The organism is Streptomyces sp. BK340 (genome assembly GCF_007827595.1).
In the GTDB taxonomy this organism is placed as follows: Bacteria; Actinomycetota; Actinomycetes; order Streptomycetales; family Streptomycetaceae; genus Streptomyces.
This window is the reverse complement of record NZ_VISR01000060.1, coordinates 1-15,038: the sequence shown is the minus strand read 5'-3', so window position 1 is coordinate 15,038 and position 15,038 is coordinate 1. Positions and strand designations below refer to the sequence as shown.

Annotated in this window: 14 protein-coding genes; 8 read left to right on the top strand and 6 right to left on the bottom strand. The window is 72.4% G+C overall.

Annotation, left to right across the window (positions count from 1 at the left end; genetic code table 11):
• The first annotated feature begins 161 nt into the window (after nucleotides 1–161).
• Nucleotides 162–1,055: an enoyl-CoA hydratase/isomerase family protein gene (locus FB157_RS46710; RefSeq protein ID WP_261387067.1), complete on the top strand. Its 894-nt coding sequence runs from the start codon at nucleotides 162–164 to the stop codon at nucleotides 1,053–1,055.
• 28 nt (nucleotides 1,056–1,083) lie between these two features.
• Here FB157_RS46710 and FB157_RS46705 read toward each other — a convergent pair whose 3' ends face one another.
• Nucleotides 1,084–2,067 (bottom strand): helix-turn-helix domain-containing protein, encoded by a 984-nt coding sequence (locus tag FB157_RS46705; protein WP_222441052.1) that lies wholly within the window; start codon nucleotides 2,065–2,067, stop codon nucleotides 1,084–1,086.
• 57 nt (nucleotides 2,068–2,124) lie between these two features.
• Here FB157_RS46705 and FB157_RS46700 point away from each other — a divergent pair, with 57 nt between their 5' ends.
• Nucleotides 2,125–3,429, top strand: coding sequence for an MFS transporter (locus FB157_RS46700; protein WP_145887894.1), 1,305 nt, complete (start codon nucleotides 2,125–2,127; stop codon nucleotides 3,427–3,429).
• Between the two features lie 17 nt (nucleotides 3,430–3,446).
• Here FB157_RS46700 and FB157_RS46695 read toward each other — a convergent pair whose 3' ends face one another.
• Nucleotides 3,447–4,388 (bottom strand): LysR family transcriptional regulator, encoded by a 942-nt coding sequence (locus FB157_RS46695; protein ID WP_145887892.1) that lies wholly within the window; start codon nucleotides 4,386–4,388, stop codon nucleotides 3,447–3,449.
• A 71-nt stretch (nucleotides 4,389–4,459) separates the two neighbouring features.
• Here FB157_RS46695 and FB157_RS46690 point away from each other — a divergent pair, with 71 nt between their 5' ends.
• On the top strand, nucleotides 4,460–5,347 hold the full coding sequence (locus tag FB157_RS46690) for an SDR family NAD(P)-dependent oxidoreductase (RefSeq protein ID WP_145887890.1): 888 nt from the start codon (nucleotides 4,460–4,462) through the stop codon (nucleotides 5,345–5,347).
• Nucleotides 5,348–5,471: 124 nt separating this feature from the next.
• On the opposite strand, the gene FB157_RS46685 is transcribed toward FB157_RS46690, so the two are convergent.
• Nucleotides 5,472–6,923 (bottom strand): cytosine permease, encoded by a 1,452-nt coding sequence (locus tag FB157_RS46685; RefSeq protein WP_186582012.1) that lies wholly within the window; start codon nucleotides 6,921–6,923, stop codon nucleotides 5,472–5,474.
• Nucleotides 6,924–7,167: 244 nt separating this feature from the next.
• Between FB157_RS46685 and FB157_RS46680 the strand changes: the two genes are divergently transcribed.
• The gene (locus FB157_RS46680; protein WP_145887888.1) at nucleotides 7,168–8,055 is read left to right on the top strand and encodes a serine hydrolase; all 888 of its coding nucleotides are present in this window, start codon (nucleotides 7,168–7,170) and stop codon (nucleotides 8,053–8,055) included.
• 22 nt (nucleotides 8,056–8,077) lie between these two features.
• Here FB157_RS46680 and FB157_RS46675 read toward each other — a convergent pair whose 3' ends face one another.
• Nucleotides 8,078–8,779, bottom strand: coding sequence for a DUF4232 domain-containing protein (locus tag FB157_RS46675; RefSeq protein ID WP_145887886.1), 702 nt, complete (start codon nucleotides 8,777–8,779; stop codon nucleotides 8,078–8,080).
• Nucleotides 8,780–9,035: 256 nt separating this feature from the next.
• Here FB157_RS46675 and FB157_RS46670 point away from each other — a divergent pair, with 256 nt between their 5' ends.
• From FB157_RS46670 to FB157_RS46655, 4 genes are all read left to right on the top strand, one after another.
• Nucleotides 9,036–10,115: an NAD(+)/NADH kinase gene (locus FB157_RS46670; protein WP_145887884.1), complete on the top strand. Its 1,080-nt coding sequence runs from the start codon at nucleotides 9,036–9,038 to the stop codon at nucleotides 10,113–10,115.
• A gap of 96 nt (nucleotides 10,116–10,211) precedes the next feature.
• Nucleotides 10,212–11,003: an intradiol ring-cleavage dioxygenase gene (locus tag FB157_RS46665; RefSeq protein ID WP_145887882.1), complete on the top strand. Its 792-nt coding sequence runs from the start codon at nucleotides 10,212–10,214 to the stop codon at nucleotides 11,001–11,003.
• A gap of 267 nt (nucleotides 11,004–11,270) precedes the next feature.
• On the top strand, nucleotides 11,271–13,526 hold the full coding sequence (locus tag FB157_RS46660; RefSeq protein WP_261387065.1) for a LuxR C-terminal-related transcriptional regulator: 2,256 nt from the start codon (nucleotides 11,271–11,273) through the stop codon (nucleotides 13,524–13,526).
• Between the two features lie 294 nt (nucleotides 13,527–13,820).
• Nucleotides 13,821–14,597, top strand: coding sequence for a CAP domain-containing protein (locus FB157_RS46655; RefSeq protein WP_145887878.1), 777 nt, complete (start codon nucleotides 13,821–13,823; stop codon nucleotides 14,595–14,597).
• Nucleotides 14,598–14,627: 30 nt separating this feature from the next.
• Here FB157_RS46655 and FB157_RS47885 read toward each other — a convergent pair whose 3' ends face one another.
• On the bottom strand, nucleotides 14,628–14,792 hold the full coding sequence (locus FB157_RS47885) for a hypothetical protein (protein ID WP_186582011.1): 165 nt from the start codon (nucleotides 14,790–14,792) through the stop codon (nucleotides 14,628–14,630).
• 26 nt (nucleotides 14,793–14,818) lie between these two features.
• The gene (locus FB157_RS46650; protein ID WP_261387064.1) at nucleotides 14,819–15,037 is read right to left on the bottom strand and encodes a twin-arginine translocase TatA/TatE family subunit; all 219 of its coding nucleotides are present in this window, start codon (nucleotides 15,035–15,037) and stop codon (nucleotides 14,819–14,821) included.
• Nucleotide 15,038 lies beyond the last annotated feature (1 nt).

The window sequence follows — 15,038 nt, the reverse complement described above, 5'->3', positions numbered from 1 at the left end:
AGTACGAGGACTTCCGCCCGGCACGCCGAGAGCACGCACCAGACGCCGCGAGGCCGCCCTTCGGGCGACGACGGGAATTTGACGACAGGACCTAGTCGCGCACCGCCATGCCCGTCGAGCGCGTCCGCGGAAAGCGGCCTCACCGGTACTACCCTCGCACTGTGATCGTCGACCGGAGCGGAACGTCCGAAGGGGCACCTGACGGGCTGGAGACCATTCGCACGCGCGCCGACAGCGGCGTGCTGTACGCGACCTTCGACGCCCCGCCGCTCAACCTGATCGGTCCGGAGCTGGTGCGGGACCTGGTCGAGTTGATCCGGGTGCTGGAAGAGCCCTCCGAGTTTCGGGCCGTCGTGTTCGACAGCGCCGATCCGGACTTCTTCATGCCCCATGTGGATCTGACCAAGGTCGCCGAGTACACCGCGGAGGCCGCGAAGGCCGGCGGTCCCGGGGACGCGTCCCTCGGGATGCTGTTCCAGCGGCTGAGCCGGCTGCCGGTGGTCACCATCGGCAAACTGCGCGGCCGGGCGCGCGGAGCGGGCAGCGAGTTCCTGCTGGCCTGCGACGTACGCTTCGCCTCGCGCGAGCACGCCGTCCTGGGCCAGCCCGAGGTGGGTTTCGGCGCGTCGCCCGGTGCCGGCGGTGTCCAACGGCTGGCCCGGCTCATGGGTGCCGGTCGCGCGCTCGAAGTGCTCCTCGGCGCCGATGACTACGACGCGGAGCTCGCCGAGCGGTACGGCTGGATCAACCGGGCGGTTCCGGACGCCGAACTCGATGCCGTGGTGGACCGGTTCGCCCACCGCGTCGCGCGCTTCCCGGCGGACGCCGTCGTCGCGACCAAGGCCACCGTCGTGCACGCGACCGCGCCCTCCGACGACGAGCTCCGGGCCGCCGCGGTCGTCTTCCAGCACTTCGTGCGTGAGGGGGCCGTGGGCCGCCGGACGGCTCTGCTGATGGAGCGGGGACTCCAGACGCGCGGCAGGACGGAGCTGGATCTCGGCGAGGCGCTGGCCGCCCTTCCCCCTGACGACGGGGCGCACGACGAGGGGGCCTGAAACGACCGGCGCCGATGCGGTGACGCCCCTAACGGCACAGCTCGTCGCCCAGGGCCGTGCGCGCGTACCGCACCGTACGGCCGCTGCGGGTCCGGCTGAGCAGCCCCGCGTCGTAGAGGACGGCCAGGTGCTGGCTGACCGCGCCGGGGGTGACGTTCAGACGGTGGGCGAGTTCGGTCGTGGAGGCGGGTTCTGCGAGGAGGCTCAGCAGACGGGCGCGGGGGCGGCCGAGGAGCCGTATCAGGGCGCGGTCGGTGACGGGTGGCGGCGCTTCGGAGAGGGTGGCACGGCCGCGGGCCGGATAGATGAGCACCGGCGGGCGCGAGGGATCGATCACCGTCTGCGCACCGCGGGCGAAGACGGTCGGCATCAGCACCAGGCCGCGCCCGGCGATGCGGATGTCGGCCGGCGGCCAGGGGGCCGTGTCGCGGGTGCGGGTCAGCCGCAGCTGGGCGCCGGTCCACACGAGGCGGGAGTCGAGTCCGACGAAGAGTCCCGCCGCTCCCTGCTCCGCCAACACCCTTGCCTGATGGGCGAGATCGGCCTCCAGGATGCTCTGCACGCGCGGCCACCAGCTGTCGTGGAGGCAGGTGTGCCAGTAGGCGTCGACGGCGTCGGTGAGGCGGGCGAGGAAGGCCGCGGGGTCGGCCAGGCCCTGTGCGACGACCGGTGGGAGCGCGTCGTCGGTGCGGTACGTGGCGTGGAAGTCGGCGGTGACGACCTCCGGAGGGGTGCGGCGCACCTCGTCGAGTTCCTCGGCGAAGGCCGGGCGGGCGCGGGCCGGGCGCGGCGTGAGGAAGTCGGGCACCCAGAGCCAGGGGGCGATCAGGGCGGTGAGCACTTCGCGGTCGAGGGTCTCCAGACGCGGGCGGATGCGCCGCAGCCACGGCCGGTGGTGCGGGTAGCGGGCCGGGTCGTGCAGGCAGCGCAGCGAGAACACCGCCTCCTGCAGCGGAGAGTAGGCGAAGGAAGTGGTGGCGAGGTCGCCGACGGCGAAGCGGAACTCGATCATTGAGTGCCACGCTAAATCATTGTCGGACGCCGGTGCGGACGGGGTTGGCTGTCGGACATGACCACGACACCTGTCTCACCCGCCCCTGACCAGCACGGCAGTCCCGAGGCGAGTCGCGCGACCCGGGCCGGCGGGCTGCTCCCGGCCGACCCGGTCCTGCGCCTCGCCACCGTGCTGACCGCCGTCAACTCCCTCGGCAACGGGCTGTACTTCCCGCTCGGCATCCTGTACTTCACGCGCATCGTCGGCCTGGACGCGACGGCGGTCGGGGTCGGGATGACGGTCGCGGGTCTGGTGGGTGTCGCCGCCGGGGTGCCCGCCGGGCGGGCCGCGGACCGGTGGGGCGCCCGGCGGATGGGGGCCCTGCTGTGGGGCGGCACCGGCCTCGCCACGGCCGCGTACACGCTGGTGCACTCCTACGCGGGGTTCCTCGTGACGGTGATCTGCGCGACGGCGTTGCAGATGGCGAGCCGTGGGGTGCAGGGCGCGCTCTACGCCGATGTGCTGCCTGCGGCGACGCGGGTGGAGGCACGGGCGTATCTGCGGATGGTGACGAACGTCGCGATGGGCCTGGGCGGCGCTCTCGGCGCGGTCGCTCTCCAACTGGACACGCGAGCGGCGTATCTGACGGTGATTCTGGTGAATGCACTGTCCTTCGCGGGCCCCGCGCTGCTGGTGCCGCGGATGCCGCTGGCGTCGCATGTGCGCGAGCGGGTGGCGCCGAACGCCGACGCCCCGGCCGTCGACCGCTGGCGGGCGGTGCGTGACCTGCCGTTCCTCGCGGTGACCGTGCTCAACGCGGTACTGGTCGTGCAGTACACGCTCTCCGAGGTCGGGCTGCCGCTGTGGATCGTGGAGCGGACCGGGGCGCCGCGCTGGACGGCGGCGCTGCTGATGATCGTCAACTGCGTGCTGGTGGCGCTCCTGCAGGTGCGGGCCGCCCGCCGGGCCTCCCAAGTGCCCAGCGCGGTACGGGCGATGCGCTGGGCGGGACTGCTGCTGGCGGTGTCCTGCGCGGTGTACGCCCTGTCCGCGGGCCTCTCCCCCGTGTGGGCGGTGCTGTCGCTGACCGCCGGTGCGGTGGTGCAGGTCTTCGCGGAGGTGCTGTCGGCTGCGGGTGGCTGGACCCTCGGGTACGAACTCGCCGACGCCCGGGCGCACGGCGTGTACCAGGGTGTGTTCGGCACCGGGATGTCGGCGGGGATGATGGCGGGGCCGGCGCTGGTCACGGTCACCGCGATCGCCCACGGCACCCTCGGCTGGGCGGTGCTCGGCGTGGTGTTCGCCGTGGCCGGGTTCGCGGTGGCCCCCGCCGTGCGCTGGGCGCAGCGGGACGGCGCCTGGCGGGGCGAACCTGCCTGACCCCGCACCCTTGCCGATCAGGGGGACGGCTGTGTCCCCTCCGGTGTGTCGAGGTCAAGGGCCGCGCCGCGCAGGGCTGTTGCCACGCGGGTGACCGCTTCGGCCGGCGGGTGCGGCAGCCGGGCCAGGAGCAGGCGGCGCTGCTCCTGGGGGCCTCCGCGGACCGGCAGGATGCGTACGCCCGCCGGTGCGGCGGGGGCCAGCGAGGCCGGCACGGTGGTCAGTCCGCAGCCGGCGGCGACCAGGTGGAGTTTGGCCAGCCAGTCGCGGGCGGTGTGGGCGATGTCGGGCCGCTCGTCCAGGCCGGGCCACACCCCCATCAGCCCGTCCTCCCCGGAGGAGGACCCGGCGATCCAGCGCTGACCGCGCAGGTCGGCAACGTCGACGAAGTCGCCGCGGGCGAGCGGGTGGGTGGCCGGCACCGCGAGGTGCAGGGCGCGCTCGGTGAGGGTGCTCAGCACCAGCGGGGGTGACTCGGCGTCCGGCGGCCGGAACGGCGGCGCCGACGCCAGCAGCGCCAGGTCCAGGCTGCCGGCGCGCAGGGCACGGACCAGGGCGGGGGTGCCGCCCTCCCGGCCGACCACGTTCAGGCCGGGGTCCGTGCGGCGCAGCGTGGCCAGAGCCCTGGGCACCAGCACCGCTCCGGCGCTGGGGAACCAGCCGAGCCGGACCGTCCCGGCCTGCCCGGGAAGGCCGGACAGTTCGCGCGCGGCCGCGTCGATCTCGTCGAGCACGACCGTCGCCCGGCGCATGACGACCCGGCCCGCCGCGGTGAGCCGTACGCCGTCGCGCCTGCGTTCCAGCAGTTCGGCGCCCGCGGCCCGTTCGATCGAGGCCATCTGCCGGGACACCGCCGACTGGGTGTAGCCCAGCGACGCGGCGGCCGCGGTGAAGGTTCCCTGCTCGGCCACCGCGCGGAAGACGCGCAGCGCCGTGAGCGACACATCCGTGAAGTCCATGACGTTTACGCATACTAGCCGTGCCGAACTTTCGTTGGACTCATGGCACACACGTTTCTAGCGTTGCCTGCATGAACGCTTCCCGAATCGCCCTCGTCACGGGCGCCAACCAGGGTCTCGGCCGCGCGCTCGTCGAGGGGCTCGCGGCCCGGATGGGTGCCGGCGACCTGGTCCTGCTCACCGGCCGCGACGCGCGGCGCGTCGCCGAGGCCGCCACCGAGGTGGCCCGACTGCCCACCACCCGCAGTCAGGTCCTGGGCCGGGTCCTGGACGTCACCGACACCGACGCAATCGACCGGCTGGCCGGTGAACTCCACCAGCAGTACGGCGGAGTCGACGTGGTGATCTCCAACGCGGTCGCCCGGGTGCTGCCCGACGAGTCGCAGTCCGAGCGCGCCGACGAGTTCATCGACGTCTCCAACACCGCCACCCACGCGATCCTGCGCTCCTTCGGACCCGTCCTGCGCCCGGGCGGCCGACTGCTCGTCGTGGCCAGCAGCCTGGGCACCCTCGGCCACCTCGATGCGCGGCTGCACCCCCTCTTCGACGGCGCGAGCCTCGGCCAGGTCGAGTACGCCGTCGAGTCCTGGCGCAGCGCGGTCCACAGCAGGACCTCGGAGGAGGCGGGCTGGCCGCGCTGGCTCAACGTGCCCTCCAAGGTGGCTCAGGTCGCCGCCGTCCGGGCGGTCGCGGCCGAACGCCGCGCACGCGACCTCGCCGACGGCACGCTGATCGCCTCCGTCTGCCCCGGCATGGTCGACACGGCCACCTCCCGCCCGTGGTTCAGCGACTTCAGCCAGGCCCAGTCCCCCGCCGAAGCGGCCCGGGCCGTGCTCGACCTGGTGTTCGCCGAGGGCGTCGACCCCGCGCTCTACGGCGAACTGGTCCGCTTCGGCAAGCCCCTGCCCTGGCACGACGGCGCGCCCCTGGTGGAGCAGGACCGGATGCTCAGGCCGTGACGGCGGGGCCGACGGCGTCGCCCCCCACGCCGTCGGCCCGGACGACGCACGTCGCCTGCCGGCCCTGTCGCAGGAGCCGCCGGCCCCTACCGCCTGACGCACACTGCGCGCCGGCGTCCGGGCATCAGGGTTCGTGGTGCTCGTGTGCCGCCCGTTCCAGTGCCGCGGCCTCCGCCTCCGCCACGCGCGCCTCGGCCTCCACGTCGATCGAGCGGGTCAGCCACCAGTACAGGGCTGCGGAGACCGGCAGGCCGACGAACAGGGAGACGTCGGCTCCGCCGAGCGCTTCGGCGGCGGGACCGACGAACAGGGTGCCGACGGAGAAGAACGGGATCATGACGGCGAAGCCGACCAGGTACGCGGTGATGCCGTGCCAGCCCCAGCGTCCGTAGATGCCGTTCGGGTTGAAGATCTCGGCGACGGCGTAGTGCCCGCGGCGTACGACGTAGTAGTCCATGAGGTTTACCGCGGTCCACGGGATGAACAGGTAGAGGACCAGCAGCAGGAAGTTGTTGAAGTTCGCGAGGAAGTTGGAGGTCGCGGCGAGCGCGCCGACCAGGGAGAGCGCCGCGGTCAGGCCGAGCGTCAGCAGCCGCACGCCGAGCGTCGGCTGTACCCGCTTGAACGAGTCGATGGCGCTGATGAGGGTCAGTGAACCGCCGTACATGTTCAACGCGGTCACGGACACCAGGCCCAGGGCGGAGAAGAGCAGCACGGTCGCGCCGAATCCGCTGAACACCTTGTCCCCGGCGGCGTTGATCGAGGCGATCGTCTCGAAGTCCTTGCCGGCCCAGGCCGCCAGCAGCGAGCCGAGCACCATCAGCCAGATACCGCCGAGGGCGGAGCCGAAGTACGTCCAGTAGAAGGTCTTGCGGACCGTCACGTCCGGCGGCAGGTAGCGCGAGTAGTCCGAGACGTAGATCGCCCAGCTGATCTGGTAGCCGGCGACCACGCCGAACTGGGCCAGGAACGGCGTCCACTTGAAGGCGCCGAGGTCGAAGGAGCCCGCGGGGTAGTGCAGGGTGAGCAGGACGCCGACCGTGAAGACCCCGAAGATGAGGAGGAAGGTGTAGGTCAGGAACCGCTCGGCCTTGTGGATGACGTCGTAGCCCACGAGGGCGACGACGAGCGCGACCACGGTGACCACGACCACCCACAGCTTGACGCCGCCGTGCACCGTGGTGTGCAGGGCGTCGGCGGCGAGGATGCTGTTGAAGACGTTGAATCCCGCGTACTGGATGTAGGCGAAGAGCCACACCAGGAGGGCGCCGACGTAGCCGAACTGGGGCCGCGACTGGATCATCTGGGGCAGGCCGAGCTGGGGGCCCTGGGCCGAGTGAAAGGCCATGAAGAAGGTGCCGATCAAGGTACCGGCGACGATGGCCAGCAGCGACCAGATCAGATTGCCGCCCTCGGTGATGCTGATCAGCCCCACCGCGAGGGTGGCGATCTGGGCATTGGACATGAACCACAGGGGGCCCAGATGCCACAGCTTGCCGTGCCGCTCGTCCAGGGGGACGTAGTCGATCGACCGGATCTCCAGGCCCGACACTCTCGGCTCAGCTGATGTGCTCATGACGCCTCCCGGGCCCGGTGTGCCTCTCTGGTCACCTTCTTCCCCGTGGGCGCGAAGGGCAAGCCGTCCCCACGCTCACTCAACGTGACGGACTATTGCGCTCTGTTCACATGTGCCCGCTGTTGCCCTGCTCACAATTCAGGCCTAACGGGGCCTGTCGTGGCAGCGGTCACTTCGCGGAGCGGGCGTTTTGTTTACGTTCGCAGTCCTGTGTCCCTGTCCCCGAACTGCCGAGGCCCTCTCCATGGCGTACCGAATCCGCTCCTCGTCGCACCCCCGAGGCCCGCGCGCGGCGATCTGCGGCGCGCTCGCGGCCGCGGCGTCGGCACTGCTCGTGGTCGGAGCGCTCGCCCCGGCACCGGTGGCCGCGGCCACCATGTCGACGGGCTCCGGCTCCGCCCCGGCCGACTTCTCCGCGTCGGTGCAGGCCAAGGGCAAGGCGCGCGTGACGGCCGCGGTGCTCGACCTGGACGGCGCGGGCCGGACGCCCACGGTCTACGGCGACGACACCGCCTACGACACGGCGAGCATCATCAAGGTCGACATCCTCGCCGCGATGCTGCTCCAGGGACAGGACTCCGGGCACGCCCTGACCGCCAAGGAGCGCGCCCAGGCGGAGGCGATGATCCAGCACAGCGACAACACGGCGGCGAACGCGCTGTGGCGGCGCATCGGCCTCGCCCCGGGACTTCAGGCGGCGAACAAGCGGCTGGGACTGACCGCGACCAAGGGCGGCCCGGACGTCAGGTGGGGGCTCACCCGGACCACGGCGAGCGACCAGATACGGCTGCTGCGCGCCGTCTTCGACACCGGGCCCGCCCCGAAGGCGGGCTCCGCGCCCGCGCTCAGCGACACGTCCCGCGGCTACATCCGTACGCTGATGGGCCGCATCGCCCCCGAGCAGTCCTGGGGCGTCTCGGCCGCCGCCGGCTCCGAGTGGGCCCTGAAGAACGGCTGGCTGCAGCGCAACACGACGGGGCTGTGGGACGTCAACAGCGTCGGCCGGATCACGAGCGGCAGACACCACTACCTCGTCGCGGTCCTGTCGGACGGCAACACCTCGATGAAGGACGGCGTCGCGCTGGTGGAACGGGCGGCCCGGGCCGCCGTCTCCTCGACGCCGGCCCGCTGACGCCGCCCGGCTCCGGACGGGGTCAGGAAGGCTTGACCGCCGACACGGCGGTAGCGGTGACCTTGTTGTCGCACTCGGCGATCTCACCGTCCGACAGGGCGACCTGGTGGGCACCCGACCCGGGCAGGCCGACCACCAGCGTCGGGTAGACGGTGGGCTTCGCGCCGGACACGCAGTAGCCGTCGGCCTCGCCCTGCACCTGGACGAAGGTCAGCTTCACCCATGCCTTGCCGCCCGGCGCGACCTTCACGCTCGACGCGGTACCAGCGGGGGTGACCTTCATCGGAGCGTTGTGGTCGGGCGCGCCGTTGCCCGCCCCCGCCACCGTCGGGTGGCCCTGCAGGACGCACGCCTTTCCGGAGGCGTTGGTGAACTCGACGATCGCCGCTCCGGTGCCGGTGCCGGCCGGGCGGTTGGCCGCCTGGTACGCCGCCACCTTCAGGGCGGTGAGCGGACACGTCGGCGTGGTGCCGCCCGACGGGTCGGTCGCCGGCGTGACGGTCGCGCCCGAGGGGGTGGAGGTGCCGCCGGCGGGCTTCGAGGCCGCGGTGGACGGGCTGCCGGGAGCGGAGGCCTTCGGGGACGCGGCCGCGGTGGACGGGGCCTGGGACGACTTCTCGGCCGACGGTTCGCCGCCACCCGACTGGCACGCGCTCAGCGAGAGGGCGGCCGCGATCGTGACCATCGCCGACGCGGTGACGCGGATGGTGTTGCGGTGCTGCATGGGGTCCCCCGATTTCGGAAGCAAACAGGTTGTCCGGCTCGTGCCGGTGGTCACGGACAGAGACAGACCAGCCTGACCAGGGGTTCCGCTGTGGATCAGCTGTGACATGGCAGTGACAGAAATCCGGTCGGATCGACACGTAAGCACAGGTTAGGGCCGGGATGGCCCCGGTCCCCGGCAGCGGCGTGGCGTGTCAGGTGCGGGCCGGGGATCGTGGTGGGGAGGACCCTCTGCAGGTGCCGTTTTGGAGGCGGGCATGACCGTGAACCGTATCGGCCTGGTCGTACACGGCGGACGGGCAGAGGCCGTGGCCGCCGCGAGCGCCGTGCGTGAGTGGAGCGCCGAGCACGCCGTCGAGTGTGCCGACATCGACGTGTGGCAGGAGGGCGCGCGGCACAGCGCCCGGGAGGAGCTGGACGCCGCGGGCGATCCGGATCTCATCGTCACCCTGGGCGGCGACGGAACCTTCCTGCGGGGTGCCCGGCTGGCGGCCGAGAACGACGCCCTGGTCCTCGGCGTCGATCTCGGCCGGGTGGGCTTCCTGACGGAGGTCCCCGCCACGGCCGTGCGCGCGGCGCTGGACGCCGTACGGGAGGACCGGATCACCGTCGAGAGCCGGATGCTCCTCACCATGCGGGCGTCCTGCCGGCTGGAGGTGCCCGATCAGGTGGAGGCGCTGGTGCACTACGCCCGTGGGCCGATGCTGCCCCCGCCCCCGGTGCGCATCGAGTGCGAGACCGGTGACGACTGGGGCGTCGCCCTGAACGTCACGGCGCTGAACGACGTCGTCCTGGAGAAGCTGGCAAGGGACCGGCAGGTGTCGGTCGGCGTCTATCTCGCCGGACGGCTGCTGGCGTCGTACTCCGCCGACGCGCTGCTGGTGGCCACGCCCACGGGCTCGACCGCTTACAGCTTCGCCGCCGGTGGTCCGGTCGTCTCACCCCGGGCGGAGGGCCTCATCTTCACCCCGGTGGCCCCGCACATGACGTTCAACCGGTCGGTCGTGGCCGCCCCGGACGAGCCCATCGCGATGCGGGTCCTGGAACGGTCGGGCCAGGCCGCCGTCAGCATCGACGGCCAGGTGCGCGGGGTGCTCAGCCCCGGGGACTGGATCGGTGTGTACGCCGCTCCCCGCCGGCTCAAGGCGGTGCGGCTCGGTCCCATGGACTTCTACGGCCGGCTGCGCGAGCGCATGAACCTCACCGACGCACCGGCCGCGCTCGCCGACGGAGTCGCCGCTCCGCTGTGGCCGGTGAAGACGCCCCCGCCGGGCGACCTCGCGCACCTGGCACTGCCCCCGGCTCCCGACGAGTCGGAGCGGCAGCCGCTTCCCTGAGGTCTGCCGCACGGGCCCCGGTGGTTTCGTAACGCCCCCGATTTCATCGGTCGTCCGTACGATCCCGGGCGCCGGCGCACGCGCCATCGTCGCAGCATGACTGACACCCCCCACCACAAGACCGCCGAACCGCAGCGCGCCCCCGAGCCGGCCGGCGCCACCCGCAGATCGGTCATCGCCACCCTGGGCGGCGCGACCCTCGGCGTGGCGGCACTGGGCCTCGCCGCCACACAGCCCGCGGCCGCCGCGGATCCCCGCACCCCGGCCCGGCTCACCGCCGCGTGCGTCCTCACGCCCGAGCAGACCGAGGGGCCCTACTACCTGGACCTGGAGACGGTCCGCAAGGACATCACGGAGGGCAGGGCCGGCGTTCCGCTCACCCTGCGCGTCACGGTCGTCAACAGCACCACCTGCGCCCCGCTGCCCAACACGGCGGTCGACATCTGGCACTGCGACGCGCTCGGGATCTACTCCGGTTACGTGGCCGGCGGTTCCACCCCGGACACGACCTTCCTGCGCGGTGTGCAGCTGACCGACGCCACCGGCGTCGCCGAGTTCACCACCGTCTACCCGGGCTGGTACGTCGGCCGGGCCCTGCACATCCACGTCAAGACGCATGTGGGCGGCACGGTGTCCGGCGGGACGTACCACGGAGGCCATGTGTCCCACACGGGCCAGCTCTACTTCCCGGAGACCTACAACACCAGGGTCGCCGCCCTGTCCCCCTACCGGAACAACACGGCGACCCGCACGCTCAACGCCAGGGACGGCATCTACCGCAACGGCGGGTCATCGACCCTGCTGACCCTCACCCAGGCGGGCAGCGACCTCGGCAAGGGGGTGACCGGAACCGTCGTACTCGGAATAGACCCGGCCGCCACGCCCTGACGGTATGGTTTTCCCACCCCGGCGGGCGGCCAGGAATCGGGGATGACCCGGAGTCGAACGTGTGAGGCATGTGGCGCGGCACTGATCACGAGACCGCAGGGCGGCAGGCCGGCCCGGTACTGTTCCAATGCCTGCAGACAACGGGCGCTCCGGCGACGACTGGCAGCACGGCGGGCCGCGCCGTCCGAACCGCCGGCCGCTGCCGTCCACGACCACGGCCCCGTCCTGCCGTCGGCGCTCGACTCCTTCGTCGGCCGGCAGCAGGAGATGTCCCGCCTGCGCGCCCTCCTGAGAAGCACACGTCTGCTGACGCTGACCGGTGCGGGCGGGGTGGGCAAGACGCGGCTGGCGCTGGAGTTCGCCCGGGGGTTGCCGAACCGCTTCGCCCGGGTGGACCTCGTGGAGCTGGACTCGCTGCAGGACGGCTCCCTGCTCACGCAGTCCGTGGCGGCCGCACTGGGCGTGGGCGAACGAGCGGGCCGGACCGGTGCCGACGGTCTGGTCCGTGCGATCGGGGACACCTCCCGGCTGCTGGTCCTGGACAACTGTGAGCATCTGGTCGAGCCGTGCGCCCGGCTGGTCGGGATCCTGCTCGGGCGCTGTCCCCGGTTGCGGATCCTGGCCACCGGCCGGGAGGCTCTGCGGGTGCCCGGAGAGACGGTGTTCCGGGTCGGCGAGCTGTCCCTGCCCCCGGCCGACGCCGGGGACGACGTGCAGGCGCTGCTTCGGGCGGATGCCGTGCGGCTGTTCGTCGAGCGTGCGTCGAGCCGCTCGCCCGGTTTCTCCCTCGACCGGGGCAACGGCCGTACGGTTGGCGAGATCTGCCGGCGGCTGGACGGCCTGACCCTGGCCGTCGAACTCGCGGCCCGGCACGTCGGCGCCCTCGCGCCGGGCGACATCCTGGCCGGGCTGGACGACCAGCTGTGCCGGCTGGACCTCCTGGCCGACGGGAGCAGAACCGGGCCCCGGCGCCACAGCGGACTCGCCGCCGCCGTCGACTGGAGCCATCGGCTGCTGGACCCGGCGGAGCAGGCCGTGTTCAGGCGTCTGGCGGTCCTGGTCGGCGGGTTCGACGTGGCCGCGGCACGGTCGGTGTGCGTGGGCGGCGGCATCGGGCCGGGGCAGGTCTTCCGCATTCTGTGCGCCCTGGAAGCCAAGTCCCTGGTCGTACGTCTGCCGGGAGACGCGGCGCCCACCCGCTTCAGACAGCTCGGCGCCATCCGCGCCTACGCCCTGGAGCGGCTCCGCGCTTCCGGCGAGCTGCCGGGCACCCTGCGACGAGCCCTCGCCTGGCTGACCGGGCTGGCCGACCGGGACCGCGGCGACGTGTTCGCCGACCAGGCGAGCAGCCCGCTGGCGGTGGAGCGGGACAATCTCTCCTCGGTACTGGCCTGCGCCACCGGCCACGACGAGGCAGCACAGGCGCGGCTGACGCTGGAGCTGGCCCGCGTGCACTACCAGCAGGAGCAGCCGTCGGCCGCCCGCGCGCTGCTGACCGGACCACCAGGTGTGGCCGACGGCCCGGCGCCGGGCGGAGCGGCGCCCGCGCTCGCCGCGCGGGTGGCCTGCCAGCAGGCCGACCTGGACGAAGCGCTGCGACGGGGCGAGCAGGCCGTGGCCAGGGAGCGGACGCGCCGGGACCCCGCCGGGCTGGCCAACGCCCTGGACGCCCGGGCCGCGGCGCGGCTGTGCCGCGAGGAGTTCACCGAGGCCGTCGCGGACCTGCGCGAGTGCCGGGACGTCCTCGCCTCGCTCGGCACACCCGAGGAGATCGCGTGGTGCGCCCATCACCTGGCCTGGGCGCTGCTCCAGGCGGGCGAGGCGCACGAAGCCGACGCGATCATGGCGCGGTGCCTGCCGGTGCTCAGGGAGCACGCGCCCTGGACCCGGACCGCGGCCGCGCTGCACACCGCGGGGGCCGTACGCGTGGCCCTCGGGCAGCCGGAGAGCGCCGAGCAGCTGTTCACCGAAGTTCTGCGGATCACCCCCGGGACGAGCTTCCACTCGCTGTATCCCGTCGAGGGCCTGGCCCTCGTGGCTGCCCAGCGCGGGGACCCGCAGCGCGCCCTGCGGTTGTACGAGGCGAGCGCGCAGGCACGGCGCAGGCTGGACACCGAGCCCGAGGCGCCCTGGCGACGCACGATGGAGCAGGCGGCGGACCGGGCCAGGAAGCTGCTGTCGCCGGCCGCACGGGAGGCCGCCGCCGCCGGCGCACGGGGACTGCACGGGGAGCGGCTCGTCGCGTACGCCCTGCGGACGAGGAACGGCGCGGACGAGCGGTCACGGCTGACCGCGCGGGAGCTCATGGTGGTCGAGCTGGTGAGGGAAGGGCTGACCAACCGGCAGATAGCAGAACGACTCAGACTTTCGGTACATACAGTGGCCACGCACCTGGACAAGGTGCGCGACAAGTTGGGCCTTCGCTCTCGCACACAGATCGCCCTATGGGCGGCCGACGAGAACCGGAAGCTTTGGTTCCGTGACATCCGTCACGCCACCCCCGGAGCTAGGGGTGCCGAATAGTAGATGTCGCTCTAGCGACATATGGGACTTGTCCGGTTTGGCGTAGGCGCCTACCAGGTCAGGCGGGACGGCATTCCATCGACTCGGGATTTCCGCCCGTTCCCCGAAACACACGGGGTTTCTGACGGAGCAACAGCACTACGAGCAAACTGCAAACGCGCGACCAGCACGCTCCCCCGCCCTTGGCGAGGGCCTTCCTTATCTACGAAGCATGTTAGTAGGAAGGCTCTTTGCGCTCCCTGTGAGGCCCTTCTAAGAATGACGGTCCGCAGGAAGTTACCGGTGAGGTCACGCATGGCGAAGCATCGTAAGAAGCAGCACTACCGGCGGCTGGTCATCGGGGCGGTCGTCCTGAGCGCGGTGGGCGTACCGTCCGTCGCCATGGCCTGTGGCGACTGGCAGAACGTCGGCGGGCCCCAGGCCGACGGTGCCGGGAACCAGTCGGCCCAGACCTGGCGGTACCACGCGCACCACGCTCACCATCACAAGCGCCACTGGAACCACCACTGGCAGAGCAGCGAGAGCGGCGCGCCCACCGCGGTGCCGTCGAAGGCTCCGACCGCCTCCGCGACCCCCCACAAAACCGCCAGTCCGAAACCCAGGCCCACGCCCACCGCGACGCACAGCGCCCCCGCGCCGACCCACTCCGCGGCTCCCACCCCGCCGAGCACCCCGAAGCCGACGGCCACGGCCTCCGGGGTCGTCGCTCGCATCGTGGCGCTCGTCAACGCCGAGCGGAGCAAGGCCGGTTGCTCGGCCCTGACCCTGAACTCGACCCTGACGAAGGCGGCGCAGGCCCACAGCCAGGACATGGCGGCCCACCAGAACATGTCGCACACCGGGTCCGACGGGTCCTCCCCCGGCGACCGGATCACGAGTGCCGGCTACAGCTGGAGCGCCTACGGCGAGAACGTCGCCTACGGCTACTCCACCCCCGAGCAGGTGATGGCGGGCTGGATGAACAGCCCCGGCCACCGGGCCAACATCCTCAACTGCTCGTTCAAGGAGATAGGCGTCGGTCTGGCGCAGCCCAACAGCTACTGGACCCAGGACTTCGGAACCGCCCGCTAGCCGGCGGACGGCAGGCCTTCGGCCGCCCCCTCACGCACCGCTCGGACGGGTGCGGTGCCGGGGGCGGCCGGAGAGCTTTCGGTACGCGACACCGATCACCACGGCCTGGACGAGGGCGCCCACGACGATCCCGGTCACCGGCAGGGGCTCGGGCAGCATGAGGACGGCGGCACGAGCCTGAGTGGCCGTCCTCACGTTCGCACGCGCGGCCACCCGGGATGTCAGCGAGCGGTGGCCTCCTCGGCGACCGTGCGGGCCGCAGCCGCCTCGCCCGGGGCGGTCTGGATGACCTTGGGGGCCGACTGCTCGGGCGCACCGTCGGCGGGGGGCGCCGACTGCGCGACGCCGTCGTCCTTCATGGCCTTGGCCTCGCTCTTGAGGATGCGCATCGACTTGCCGAGCCCGCGAGCGGCCTCCGGCAGCTTCTTCGAGCCGAACAGC

What these genes read in the sequence shown, in the direction of transcription:
- FB157_RS46705 (WP_222441052.1), bottom strand. Translation starts at nt 2,067, where the DNA reads ATGATCGAGTTCCGCTTCGCCGTCGGCGACCTCGCCACCACTTCCTTC.
- FB157_RS46700 (WP_145887894.1), top strand. Translation starts at nt 2,125, where the DNA reads ATGACCACGACACCTGTCTCACCCGCCCCTGACCAGCACGGCAGTCCC.
- FB157_RS46695 (WP_145887892.1), bottom strand. Translation starts at nt 4,388, where the DNA reads ATGGACTTCACGGATGTGTCGCTCACGGCGCTGCGCGTCTTCCGCGCG.
- FB157_RS46690 (WP_145887890.1), top strand. Translation starts at nt 4,460, where the DNA reads ATGAACGCTTCCCGAATCGCCCTCGTCACGGGCGCCAACCAGGGTCTC.
- FB157_RS46685 (WP_186582012.1), bottom strand. Translation starts at nt 6,923, where the DNA reads ATGAGCACATCAGCTGAGCCGAGAGTGTCGGGCCTGGAGATCCGGTCG.
- FB157_RS46680 (WP_145887888.1), top strand. Translation starts at nt 7,168, where the DNA reads ATGGCGTACCGAATCCGCTCCTCGTCGCACCCCCGAGGCCCGCGCGCG.
- FB157_RS46675 (WP_145887886.1), bottom strand. Translation starts at nt 8,779, where the DNA reads ATGCAGCACCGCAACACCATCCGCGTCACCGCGTCGGCGATGGTCACG.
- FB157_RS46670 (WP_145887884.1), top strand. Translation starts at nt 9,036, where the DNA reads ATGACCGTGAACCGTATCGGCCTGGTCGTACACGGCGGACGGGCAGAG.
- FB157_RS46665 (WP_145887882.1), top strand. Translation starts at nt 10,212, where the DNA reads ATGACTGACACCCCCCACCACAAGACCGCCGAACCGCAGCGCGCCCCC.
- FB157_RS46660 (WP_261387065.1), top strand. Translation starts at nt 11,271, where the DNA reads ATGTCCCGCCTGCGCGCCCTCCTGAGAAGCACACGTCTGCTGACGCTG.
- FB157_RS46655 (WP_145887878.1), top strand. Translation starts at nt 13,821, where the DNA reads ATGGCGAAGCATCGTAAGAAGCAGCACTACCGGCGGCTGGTCATCGGG.